The following is an 11,867-nucleotide window of genomic DNA, read 5'->3' as shown; positions in this document are numbered from 1 at the left end:
GTGATATATATATCTGTTATATATATTTATCTATCTGTTTTGGCGCCCCTCCCCCGGCGCCGGGGGCGGGCCCCCCCCCCCCCCCCCCCGCGTTCCGTCTCAGTGTGACCAGGTGAGCGGGGCCAGGTAGAGCCCGCCCTGGCCCCAGCCCGCATGCGAGACATACCAATCGTCGTCGTCCCGTATCACTTCCGCCGCGTGCGACTCGAAGTGCGCCACCAGGTTCGCGTTCTCGAAGTGCAGCGGATCGGTGCTGCGATAGACGTCCGTGCCCGCGTAGGCCAGGCGCGGCCCGGTGAACAGGTACCAGTAGCGCCCGTGCCGCACCACGAACGGCGATTCGGTGGGGCCGCCCCAGGTGCCTGTCTCGGGCGAGACGTACGCCGTCTTCCGCTCGCTCCAGTGCCGGAGGTCGTAACTCGTGCGGTAGAGCACGAGGTGATGACCGCCGGTGGGCTCGGTGTTGCCGGTGTAGAACAACACCCAGCGCCCGTTGATCCGGATGACGTACGGATCCCGCGCGTCGTAGCCGTCGGTGAACAACGAGCCGCCCGGATACCGTGTCCAGTGGAACAGATCCCGTGACGTCGCCACGTTGATCGCGGACTTGGTGTTGTCCTTGCCGCCGCCACAGTAGAACATGTGGTACGTGCCGCCGACGCGGATGACGTGCGGTGCCCACAGATGCGTCTCCCCGTAGGCCGGGTCGACCGTGAGCGCGAATGGTTGTTTCGTCCACGGCCCGTGCAGTTCCGGCGCGGTCGCGTGGGCGAAGACGATCTCGTGCTCCGGATCGGCGGGCTCCGCGTGCGTGATGCCGAAGACGTGCCAGGTTCCCCGGGTGTCCTGAATGAACGTGTGATCGTTGAGGTACCAGGGTTCCTTCTCGCCCACACTCGGGTCGTAGATCTTCTCGAACTTCCCGACCGTGAGGTCGTTCTCCGCCGGGGCGGCCCCGGCCGGAGTGGCACCGTTCACCGCCATCCCGAAGGTGGTACCCAGCGCGAGGCAGCCCAACACCGCCGTCCGTCTGTTCACCTGCATGGTCGTCAACCCCTGGTGAATTCGTCGAGTGTGATGTCCAGTAGTTCGCACACCGCACGCAGTTCGGCGCGCCGGTCGCCGGGGATCGCGTGGATGTGGTTGGCGCCGAACCGGGACAGGAACGTCTCGGCGGGGGCGTCGAGCCGCGCGAAGGCGTGCGGCCATTCCGGAGTGGACTGTGCGGTGAGTGCGGCCGTGGTGGGTTCGTCGTAGTTCTCGAACTCGCCCAGCATGAGCTGGAGCCGGTACTCACCGTCCTTGCGCGTGAGCCGCCCCAGCGTCATCTCTCCCGGCGCGGCCACGTGCTCGACCGACGCACCCCCGGCCGGGAAGAAGAACACTTCCGGGTGCAGCGTCACCTTCGCGAGGTTCTCCGCGGGATCGTCGCTGCGTGCGGCGAACCAGGTGGCGTGCTGCCCGGAGTTGCACAGATCCCAGATGTCGCGATCGGCGTGGTAGTGCCGGACATCGGCGAAGAGCACCGGTGTCCCGGAGAGATGCTTCATCAGCTGCATGGTGAGCGCGCCGTCCATATCGGCCTCGGTCGCGCACACGTGTGTCTCTTTAGGACCGTTCCAGTCGTACGGGTCGTTCAGGAACGCCTCCGCGACGTCCATTGTCGCGAAGTGCCCGGTGAGCTCCGGCTGTCCTTTGATACCACTGAAATCGAGGTGCCATTCGTCTATGAGCTCACGCATCGCGAGGTACGAGCCGATCTGCCGTTCCAGCAATTCCGGCGTGAGCTTCTTGCCGTCGTACCGCACGGTGGTGTGCTGCTCCAGCCAGTCGCGGGCCTTCGCCTTCTCGGCGGCGTCCGCGGCTTCGGCCCGCCGGACGATCTCCCACTGGTCGATCTCCTCGACGTCGACGCCGAACTTCCGCTGCCACTGGTCGGTGTTCGCGACGGCCGTGTTCATGCCCATCGGCCGTCCGCCGATCCGCCCGAACGTCGAGCCGCGCAGCCGTGACACGGCCGACGCGGCACTCGCGCGGACGCCGATTTCCTTGATCAGCGCGGTATCTTCCGGATCGCCCCACAGGCGGACGTGGTCGCGGCCGATCTGGTCGAGCGCGCCGCCCGCCGCGAGCATGCCGACCATGCCCGGCTGCACCGGATCGATGTTCGCGACCAGCACCAGCGGACCGCGCAGCGCGCCGGCGGCCAGCATCGTGAAATGCGGGAACGCCCAGACGCAGTAGTGCAGCACGGTGAGATCGACGTTCGCCGCGTCGATCTCGCGGGCGTGCGAGGTGGCGAGGGTGTTGGCCGAAACGGCTGAGGGGGCCCTCACCACCTCGTGCCCCGCGGCGGTGAGGGACGCCACGAGCTTGTCCTCATTGGACTGGATGAAGTCGGCGATTCCACTGTGGACGTAGTCACGCCCGTCCGAAATATTGATCACGCCGATGCGTGCCATGTGTCCTCCAAACACTGTGCCGTTCGCTACTAATCCGACCACAGCCACGGCGGAAACGGGTCTATACAAGCAAACCGGCTGCGAACCGTCTCCGCCTCCATTTGGTCGGCTTAGTAGGCAGAGTGGTTCGCGGTGCTGGTGGGTCAGGTCAGCACCTCCAGCCGGTATTGCGCGGCCGACCAGGCCGGAGCGCCCTTCGCGGGCACGATCCGCACGTCGATCGAGGACCGGCCGGCGGTGACGCTCGCCGGGAGCGCGAAGGTGTCTTCGAGCCAGCGGTGCGTGGCGTTCCCCAGGGGCTGGGTCCAGGTGCCGACCTGTCTGCCGTCGACGTACACCGCGGCCTGCTGGTAGGCGGCGTTCTGGTCGCCGGTCCGCAGCAGCCGCGCGCCCGCGTTGCGGGGATCCAGCGCCATGCTGAAGGACACCGCGCCGGTCGAAGCCGTGCCCGCCCTGGTCACCGGGCCCTGGACCTGGGTGCCTTCGAAGGTCGACGTCAGCGTGCCCCGGGTCTCGCCCTCGGCGGTGTAGTCGTGGTCGTCCCGGCTGGTGTCGTTCCCCGCGTCCACGAGATCGGTCTCGCGCATTCCCGCGTCGGGCTGGCCGTACCAGTACGCGGTGGTGCTGTACTCGGCGGGGATGTTGTCCACCGGCCCGTGTTCGATGCCGAAAGTGAGCGTCGAAGAGAACGGGACCGCGTCCCCGGCGAGCACGCGGACCGCGCCCGTGCAATCCCAGGTGCACCCGTCGCTCTTGAGCTTGTAGGCGGGGTTCCCGGTCAGTGGCATGGCGAAGTTGGTGCCGTCGCGGAAATACCAGCCGGATTCGAAGAAGTCCTCCGTCCCGGTACCGTGCCACTGCGGGCTGGCGACGCCGTCGACGTAGACGCGTTCATCGCCTTCGAGGTATTCACGGCTGCCCTCCGGGCCCTGGCCGATCATGGTCTGTGTCTCGCCGTAGAACACCCCGCGTCCCGCTGCCCGCAGTGTCGTCCAGTCCGCTCCGTTCTGCGTCTGTCCTCTGTGGCTGGTCGCGGTGAAGTAGCCGAGCCTGCCGCCGGGCCGCAATCCGGCCTCCGCCTCCGGGGAAGACGCCGAGGTGACCTCCACCGTCGTCTGGTTGATCGCCTGCCCGCTCGCGTTCACCAGCTCGACGACGGCGCCCTGCCGGTACGGCATCGGCCACCACGCGGTGAACGCGCCGCCCTCGGTGGCGTCGATCGAGGACAGCATCGTCCGGCTGTCGAACCGGCCCAGCCCCGAGCCGAAGAACTCACCGAGCGGCGAGTCCACTGTGGTCTTGCCGTCGAAGGAGATCCGCAGCCGGGTACCGGTCAGCAGCGCCTCGGACGCGGCGACCTTGGCGGGATCGCGCTGGTACCGGTAGATCTGGTAGCCGTTCCACGACTGCAGGACCAGCTGGTAGTCGTGGGCCTTCTCCTCGCCGGGATGGGCGGGTCCGAGGTCGAGGGCGTCCGTGCGCCGCCACTGCCCGCCGACCCGGGAGTGCACGTCGTAACGGAACTCGTTGACGTCGAGATCGGACGAGACGAACTTGTTGGTGATGCTCAGCGAGGACCTGCCCGCGGTCAGGCTCGCCGGGAGGTCGAGCACCTGGTCCGCCCAGACCCCGCGCGGTGTCGCGGCACCGGTCGTCCACTGACCCGCGGGTTTGCCGTCGACGAACACGTCCGCGACCTGGTGGCCGATCGCCGGGTCCGGACGCCGGGTGAGCCGCACGCCGGTGTTCGCCGGGTCGATCGCGATCCGGAACGAACTCTGTCCGCCCTTCCCGAACGCGCGCCCGTCGTCGCGTACGCGTGGCTCGGAAACCAGCTGGGGCAAGGAAACCCGGAGCTGGGTGATGGTCCCCGGGCCGCTGGGCGTGGCGAACCGCGCGGTGGCGCCGTTGGCGACGTCCGCGGTGACCGAGGTGGTGTTCGCGTGGCGCGCTGGCGGTTTCGGATCGCGGATCCCGAAGGCCCGCAGGCGATCCACGACGTCGAGCGCGCGATCGCGCGGGTCGAAGGTACGTACCCCCGTCGCGTCCGGGAATTCGCGGTAGGTGACGTGGTAGAAGAGCGGGTTGTGCTGGACGGTGACCCGCATCGAGCGCTGGTAGGGCATCGGCACCTTGAGCACCGAACCACCGGCGGTGTCGTCGCCGTTGCCCACCAGCGGCCAGACGAACGGCGCGCCGAGCCGTCCGTCCACAATGTCCTGGAGCGACGAGTCCAGCACCGCGCGGCCGTCGAGTTCGACCTTGAGCTTGCCGTTGTTGACCATGTTCCCGTAGTCGCGGGTGAACCAGATGCTCTCGATCTCACCGGCGCCGGTCTTCTCCGCGATCACGCAGCCTTCGGCGGTGAGCCGTAGGCAGCTGTACACGCCGCGGAAGCCGTCCTCGTTGCCGCCCGTGCGGTCGAAGCTGGAGAACTGCTTGGTCTGCGCACCCGGCCGCAACGCCGCCATCGCGTCCAGCGAACGGTAGACGTCCCAGCCGATCGGGCCCACCGAGGCAGGCGAAGGCGGCCGGTCGGGCTGCGCTTCGGCCGGTGCGGCGGATCCTACTACGCTCAGTGCGGTCATGGCTGCTATCAGTAGTGATCTGTGGGCATGACGGACTCTTCGGGGACGCATGGCGACGCTCCGATCGGTGGGGAGGGGAGAGGAGGGTGGTGCTACCGGTGGGGACCGGGGAAAGTCCTAGCTGTTGCCCTTCGCGTAGGCCTCGGCCGCGTTTTCCTTGGTGACCTGCAGGGTTTGCAGCAGCTGGGTCTTCGGCAGCTGCTTGCAGTCGATCAGGAGCTGCTTCGCCGACGCGACGGCTTCACGGCCGCCGGTGGGGTAGACGAACGTCGCGGCGAGCCGTCCCGCCTCGACGGCCTTGATCCCGCCGGACGGGATGGGCAGCCCGTCGATCCCGATGAACTTCAGCTTCTGATCGATCCCGGCGGCCTTCGCGGCGAGGTAGGCGCCCTCGGCCATCGGGTCGTTCTGCGAGTACACCGCTTGGATTTCGGGGTGTGCCTTGAACACCGCGTCCGCCTGCTGCTGGCCCTTCTCGCGCAGCCAATCGGCGTCCACTGTGGACACGATGTCGATGTTCTTGCCCTGGATTCCCTGGGCGAAGCCGTCCTGGCGTTCCTTCGCCGGAGTCGACCCGGCGAGCCCGCGGATTTCGGCGATCTTGCCGCCCTGCGGCAGGATCTTCTCGGCCATGAACTTCCCGGCCTGCCTGCCGATGTCGACGTTGTCCGCGCCGATCCACTGCGTGTAGCCGTCGCCGTCGACCTTCCGGTCGAGCACCAGCACCGGGATGCCCTTGTCGTAGGCCTTCTTCACCACCGCGGTCAGCGGCGTCGCCTCGTTCGGGCTGATGATCAGCAGGTCGACCTTCTGCGTCATGAAGTTCTCGACGTCGGCGACCTGTTTGCTGTTGTCCTGCTGGGCATCGGCGAACTTGACGGTGAACTGCGGGACGCCCTTCGCCGCGCGCGTGATGTCGTCGTTCATCTGCTGGCGGTAGGGCTCCGACAGGTTGGCCTGGCTCATCCCGATGGTGAAGCTGCCGCCCGCGCCCTTGCAGGCGGCCTGGCTGGGCCCGGTCTGCTTGCCCTGTCCGGAGTTCTCGCTGGTGGTGCCACAGGCACTCGCCGCGAGAGCCAGCACGGCCAGCGCGGTGACGGTGAGATGGGTGCGTGCGCGGACGGACATCGGATACCTCCCAGTTTCCGGGCTCACGGTGTGGGCCGGAGTCGTTGCAGGCCCGCGGCGGCCACGATGACGAGGCCCTTGATGAGCAGCTGCACGTTCGGGTCGACGCTGTTGAGCGCCAGGATGTTGTTGAGCACGCCGAGCAGCAGCGCGCCGGCGACGGTGCCGACGACCGAACCACGCCCGCCCTGCAGTGCCGTGCCGCCGACGACGACCGCCGCGATCGCGTCGAGTTCGTAGCCGCTGCCGTCGTTGGGGCTGCCCTGGTTGAGCTGCCCGGCGTGGATGATCCCGGCCAGCGCGGACAGCAGCCCGCACAGGCCGAACACCAGCACCTTCACCCGGGTGACCGCGACACCGGACAGGCGTGCCGCCTTCTCGTTGCCGCCGATCGCGTACAGGTGCCGGGCGAACGCGCTGGTGCGCAGGAAGATGATCGCGAGCGCGGCGACGATCACGAAGATGATCGCGGGGATCGGCACGAGACCGTTGAACGTGCGCTCGCCGAGCAATGAGAACGTCACGGGCGCCTCGCCGGGGCCGTCCCCGTACGCGATCGCGACGCCCTGGCCGCCGGACCAGATCCGGGCGAGCCCGCGTGCGATCTGCAGCCCCGCCAGCGTCACGATGAACGCCTGGATGCCGAACACCGCCGACGCGATCCCTTGCAGCAGGCCGAAAACCAGCCCGGCGAGCAGGACGAGCAGCACGGTCGGCAGCACCCCGAAGCCGTCGTGCACCATGAGCACGGCCGAGCCGACCGCCGCGAGCCCAAGCACCGCGCCGACCGACAGGTCGATGCCGCCGATCAGGATCACGAACGTCATGCCGACCGCGATGATCCCGATCTCGGCGGTCGCGCGGACGACGTTGAACAGGTTGTCGCTGGTCAGGAACAACAGCTCGCCGTCGCGGTGCGGGGAGAACACGATCGCGGCCACCAGCACCAGCACCAGGCCGAAGAGGCTCTGGAAGCGGAAGAGGGTGTCCGCGACGGCGGCGCCGCGCCCCGGCAGGAACTCCGCCGGTTCGCGCCGGATCTCGGTCTGCTGTTCACTCATGCGATTGCCTCGCTCCGCGAGACTGTGTTGAATCTTTTTGGCGCATGATTTCCATGATTCGTTCGCAAGCTTCACTCATGATTCTCCCCCACGACAGCCATTTCCTCGCCCATCGCCGCGGCGAGCAGTTCCGCCTCGCCCGCGTCGTGCGTGTCCAGTTCCCGGACGCTGCGGCCGTCGTGCAGCACGATCACGCGGTCGCACAGCCCGACCAGTTCGGCGGGCTCCGAGGACGCGAGCAGGACGCCGATCCCGCGCGCGGCCGCTTCCGAAAGCAGCTGGTAGATCTCGGCCTTGGCGCCGACGTCGACGCCGCGGGTCGGCTCGTCGAGCAGCAGGAGGCTCGGTTCGGTGAGCAGTGCTCGCCCCAGTACGACCTTCTGCTGGTTGCCCCCGGACAGCGTGTTCACCGGATCGCCGAGCGCGCCGATCTTGATCTTCAGCTCGTCGACGACGCGACGGACCTCGCCGGATTCCCGGCGCCGGGGCACGTAGCCGCCGACCGCGATTCTGTCCACTATGGACAAGATGGCGTTGGCGCGGATCGAGTGCGGCAGTGCCAGGCCGGAGATCCGGCGGTCCTCGGGCACCATCGCCATGCCGAGCCGCATTGCCTGGCGTGGGCCGCGTGGCCGCACCACGCTGTCGCGGATCCGCACTTCCCCGTGCCAGCGGCCCGGGGTGCCCGCGCCGAAGAGCGTCTCCAGCAGTTCGGTGCGTCCCGAACCGAGCAGGCCGCCGAGCCCGACGATCTCGCCGGCGTGCACGCTCAGCGTGATGCCGTTCGGTTCGCGCCTGCCGGGCCGTACCCGTCGTGGCCGGAGCGCGAAATCGGTGAGCCGCAGCAGTTCCCGGCCGGTGTGGCTGTGGTCGGTGCGGAACAGGGTCTGCACCGGGCGGCCGACCAGTGCCTCGGTCACCTGGGCGACGGTCAGGTCCGCGGTGTCGAAGGCGGCGGCGACGCGTCCGTTGCGCAGGACCGTCGCCCGATCGGCGATCCTGCTGATCTCGTCCATGCGGTGCGAGATGTAGACGACGCCGGCCCCCGCCGCGCGGAGTTCGGTGATCACCGCGAACATCCGGTCCACCTCGGCGGGCGAGAGCGCGGACGTTGGTTCGTCCATGATCAGCACCTTCGCGTCCAGCGCGAGTGCCTTGGCGATCGCGACGAGCTGCTGTTCACCGGTGCGCAGTTCGCCGACAAGCCGCTTCGGGTCGAGCGTGATTCCCGTGCGCGACAACAGGTTTCCGGTTTCGCGGTTCATCCGGCGGATGTCGATCACGCCCGCTCGGGTGCGGAGTTCGCGGCCGAGGAAGATGTTCGCCGCGATCGACAGCCCCGGGACCAGGTCGAGTTCCTGCGGGATCATCGCGATCCCGGCGCGTTGCGCGTCGTGCGGCGAGCCGAAACTCACCGGGCTGCCCTCGATCGCGATGGTGCCCCGGTGATCGGTGACGTCACCGGACAGGATGCGCATCAGCGTCGACTTGCCCGCCCCGTTCTCCCCGAGCAGGGCGTGGACTTCGCCGGCGCGCACCGTCAGATCGACGTTGTCGCAGGCGAGTGTTCCGCCGTAGGCCTTGCTGATGCCGGTCATCGCGACCAGCGGTGCGGTGGGGACGCTCACGGACACCTCCCAAACACCTCACGTCGGCGGGAGGCGGTGGGTAATCGATTACTCAAAACGCTAGGTGTGGAGTCCTGACTGTGTCAAGCGTCACTTCGGGGACGTTTGCCCAGGTTAGCCGGAACGGCCCAGTGCTCCTCAGCGGTGGGAGCTGTCGCGGATGAGCAGTTGCGCCCGCATGGTCGTGGTGCTGGTCGTCTTGGTGCCCTCGGTGATCCGCGCCAGGAGGAGCCGCGCGGCGAGCTGGCCCATCGCGCTCGCCGGCTGGGCGACCACGGTCAGCGCCGGATCGATCAACGTCGTCCACGGCGCGTCGTCGAACGCGACAATCCCGACGTCCCGGCCCGCACGCAAGCCCCGGTCCGCCAGTGCTTGCAGGACGCCGACGGCCATCGTGCTGCTCGACACGAGCAACGCGTCCGGCGGCTCGGGGAGCGACAGCAGGTGTTCGGCCGTCTGACGTCCGGCGGTGCCACGGAATTCGCACCGGCGGACCCAGCGGGCCGAGGACTTGGCCTGGGCGGCCCGGATCCCGTCGCGGAATCCGGCGAGCCGATCGTCCGCGGTCGTGACCCCGGCGGGGCCCGCGATGCAGCCGATCCGCTCGTAGCCCCGCTCGGCCAGATGCAGTGTCGCCTCCTTGGCGGCGGCCCGGGAGTCGACGAGCACGGCGTCGCAGTCGGCCGACCGCAGCCGCCGGTCGACGGTGACGATCGGCGTGCGGTGGTCGAGCAGCGGCTGGACGTCGCTGTCCGGCGTGGTGGGCGACATGATCACGCCCGCCAGCCGTTCCATGGCCGCGACCTCGACGTACCGGCGTTCCTTGGCCGGGTTCTCGTCGGAGTTGCACAGCATGACCGAGTACCCGGCGGCCTGCGCGGTGTCCTCGACGCCGCGCGCGATCGCGGTGAAGAACGGGTTCTCGACGTCGGAAATGATCAACGCCAGCACGGCGGTCTCGCGGCGGCGCAGATTACGGGCGAGGCCGTTCGGCGTATAGCTGAGCTCTTCGGCCGCCCGCGCCACCCGTTCGGCCAGCGCCGGGTCCACTGTGGACTTCCCGTTCAGCACCCTGGACACTGTCGCGGTGGACACTCCGGCCCTCGCTGCCACGTCGGATATCGTCGCCACCTGCGTTGTCCTCTACCGTGCATTGACACATCTGAGGCTTTCACAATAGCGTGGTAATCGATTTCCCGAACGTCGGCCGTGGCTGGAGGTCTGATGTCACCGCGCACGGGACTGTTGCTCGGAGTGGACATCGGGACGTCGAGTTCGAAGGGCGTGCTGGTCGACCCGGCGGGCGGGGTGCTCGCCAGGGCGGTCCGCGAGCACACGGTGTCGACGCCGCATCCGGGCTGGGTTGAGCACGACGCGGAAGACGTCTGGTGGCGCGATTTCACCGCGATCACCGGGGAATTGCTGCGCGCGGCCGAGGGGCGCGAACTGGCCGGACTCGGGGTCAGCGGGATCGGGCCGTGCCTGCTGCCCGCCGACGAACGGGGCACGCCGCTGCGCCCGGCGATCCTCTACGGCGTCGACACCCGCGCGGTCACCGAGATCGCCGAACTGGACGACGAACTGGGCGCGGCGGACATCGTCGCGCGTGGTGGCTCGCCGCTGACGAGTCAGGCGGTCGGGCCGAAACTGCGCTGGCTCGCCCGGCACGAACCGGACGTCTACCAGCGCGCGAAGATGCTGCTGATGGCGAGTTCGTTCGTGGTGCACCGGCTCACCGGGCGGTACGTGCTGGATCACCATTCGGCGAGCCAGTGCACGCCGATGTACGACCTCGCCGCCGGGGGCTGGGCGCGGGACTGGGCCGAACGGGTCGCGCCCGGCCTGCCACTGCCGGAGCTGTTGTGGCCAGGGGAAATCGCGGGCGAGGTCAGTGCCGAGGCCGCCGAACGGACCGGGCTGCCGCGCGGGCTCCCGGTCGTCGCGGGCACCGTGGACGCTTGGGCGGAGGCGACGAGCGTCGGCGTCCGCGAGCCCGGTGACGTCATGGTCATGTACGGCACCACGATGTTCCTCATCCAGGTGCTGACCGAACCGCGCCCGCATCCCGGGCTGTGGGGCACGCGCGGTGTCACGCCGGGCAGTTTCACGCTCGCCGCCGGGATGGCGACGTCCGGTTCGATCACCGACTGGCTGCGCAAGCTCTTCGGCCGCGACTACGCGGAACTCGTCGCGCAGGCGGCCGAGGTTCCGGCGGGCAGCCGGGGTTTGCTGCTGCTGCCGTACTTCGCGGGGGAGCGCACGCCGCTGTTCGACCCCGACGCGCGGGGCATCCTCGCCGGGCTGACCACCGGGCACGGCACGGCCGAGGTGTACCGGGCGGCGCTGGAGGGCATCGCGTACGGCGTCCGGCACAACTTCGAGGCGATGGAACAGGCCGGGGGCGCGGCTGGACGGCTGGTCGCGGTCGGCGGCGGGACCACCGGCGGGCTCTGGACGCGCATCGTTTCGGATGTCACCGGGCTGGCGCAGCAGGTGCCCGCCGAGACGATCGGCGCTTGCCTCGGCGACGCGCTGCTCGCGGCCGAAGGCGCCGGTGTCGACGTCGATGCCGCGCGCTGGAACCCGATCGCGTCGACCGTCGAACCCGATCCGGCGATGACCGCGCGGTACGACGAGTTCTACCGGCACTACCGCGCGCTCTACAACGCGACGGCGGACACCGCGCATTTCCTCGCCGCACAACAGCACGCTGCCGAGACGCCGTAGTCGCGGGCTGCTTGTCCTTTGTGGACTGTGGTGCTGTGAAGGGGGCCTTGAGGGCGTTGAGCGCTGTGAAGGCTCCCTTCGGGGCGTTCGGTGGGGTCTGGGAGTGCGCGGCTCGCGGGGTTTGTGTTGCTTGCGGGGTTCGTCGTGGTGGTGGGGCTTCGGGCGGCGGCGTCGTATGTCGCGAACGCTCCGTTCGCGACGGTGTTTTTTCCGCCCCGGCGCATAAAATAAAAAAAGAACACAAAAAAAAATATCCAAAGAGAGGGGGGGGGT

Annotated in this window: 8 protein-coding genes; 1 reads left to right on the top strand and 7 read right to left on the bottom strand. The window is 68.7% G+C overall.

What is annotated here, in order from left to right:
• Positions 1 to 99 precede the first annotated feature (99 nt).
• The 7 genes from ACFWX1_RS43785 to ACFWX1_RS43755 form a co-directional block, all read right to left on the bottom strand.
• Positions 100 to 1,044, bottom strand: coding sequence for a family 43 glycosylhydrolase (locus ACFWX1_RS43785; protein ID WP_378395817.1), 945 nt, complete (start codon positions 1,042 to 1,044; stop codon positions 100 to 102).
• 5 nt (positions 1,045 to 1,049) lie between these two features.
• Positions 1,050 to 2,462, bottom strand: coding sequence for an L-fucose/L-arabinose isomerase family protein (locus ACFWX1_RS43780; RefSeq protein WP_378395816.1), 1,413 nt, complete (start codon positions 2,460 to 2,462; stop codon positions 1,050 to 1,052).
• Between the two features lie 143 nt (positions 2,463 to 2,605).
• Positions 2,606 to 5,050, bottom strand: coding sequence for a glycoside hydrolase family 172 protein (locus ACFWX1_RS43775; RefSeq protein ID WP_378395815.1), 2,445 nt, complete (start codon positions 5,048 to 5,050; stop codon positions 2,606 to 2,608).
• Positions 5,051 to 5,167: 117 nt separating this feature from the next.
• Entirely contained in the window at positions 5,168 to 6,178 is a 1,011-nt protein-coding gene (locus ACFWX1_RS43770; RefSeq protein WP_378395814.1) for a substrate-binding domain-containing protein, read from the bottom strand.
• Positions 6,179 to 6,201: 23 nt separating this feature from the next.
• Entirely contained in the window at positions 6,202 to 7,239 is a 1,038-nt protein-coding gene (locus ACFWX1_RS43765) for an ABC transporter permease (RefSeq protein ID WP_378395813.1), read from the bottom strand.
• Positions 7,240 to 7,310: 71 nt separating this feature from the next.
• Positions 7,311 to 8,837 carry a sugar ABC transporter ATP-binding protein gene (locus ACFWX1_RS43760; RefSeq protein WP_378395828.1) on the bottom strand — a complete coding sequence of 509 codons (1,527 nt, stop codon included), beginning with the start codon at positions 8,835 to 8,837 and terminating at the stop codon, positions 7,311 to 7,313.
• Positions 8,838 to 9,005: 168 nt separating this feature from the next.
• The gene (locus ACFWX1_RS43755; RefSeq protein ID WP_378395811.1) at positions 9,006 to 9,998 is read right to left on the bottom strand and encodes a LacI family DNA-binding transcriptional regulator; all 993 of its coding nucleotides are present in this window, start codon (positions 9,996 to 9,998) and stop codon (positions 9,006 to 9,008) included.
• 93 nt (positions 9,999 to 10,091) lie between these two features.
• Here ACFWX1_RS43755 and ACFWX1_RS43750 point away from each other — a divergent pair, with 93 nt between their 5' ends.
• Positions 10,092 to 11,594: an FGGY-family carbohydrate kinase gene (locus ACFWX1_RS43750; RefSeq protein WP_378395809.1), complete on the top strand. Its 1,503-nt coding sequence runs from the start codon at positions 10,092 to 10,094 to the stop codon at positions 11,592 to 11,594.
• The last annotated feature ends 273 nt before the right edge of the window (positions 11,595 to 11,867 follow it).

The sequence above is a fragment of the Amycolatopsis sp. NPDC059021 genome (assembly GCF_042739895.1).
Lineage (GTDB): Bacteria > Actinomycetota > Actinomycetes > Mycobacteriales > Pseudonocardiaceae > Amycolatopsis.
Note: the sequence above shows the minus strand (reverse complement) of the source record. Positions and strands in the feature narration are given on the sequence as shown.

Excerpts from the sequence above, each read along its gene's own strand:
- ACFWX1_RS43785 (WP_378395817.1), bottom strand. The coding sequence starts at position 1,044 with ATGCAGGTGAACAGACGGACGGCGGTGTTGGGCTGCCTCGCGCTGGGT.
- ACFWX1_RS43780 (WP_378395816.1), bottom strand. The coding sequence starts at position 2,462 with ATGGCACGCATCGGCGTGATCAATATTTCGGACGGGCGTGACTACGTC.
- ACFWX1_RS43775 (WP_378395815.1), bottom strand. The coding sequence starts at position 5,050 with ATGACCGCACTGAGCGTAGTAGGATCCGCCGCACCGGCCGAAGCGCAG.
- ACFWX1_RS43770 (WP_378395814.1), bottom strand. The coding sequence starts at position 6,178 with ATGTCCGTCCGCGCACGCACCCATCTCACCGTCACCGCGCTGGCCGTG.
- ACFWX1_RS43765 (WP_378395813.1), bottom strand. The coding sequence starts at position 7,239 with ATGAGTGAACAGCAGACCGAGATCCGGCGCGAACCGGCGGAGTTCCTG.
- ACFWX1_RS43760 (WP_378395828.1), bottom strand. The coding sequence starts at position 8,837 with ATGACCGGCATCAGCAAGGCCTACGGCGGAACACTCGCCTGCGACAAC.
- ACFWX1_RS43750 (WP_378395809.1), top strand. The coding sequence starts at position 10,092 with ATGTCACCGCGCACGGGACTGTTGCTCGGAGTGGACATCGGGACGTCG.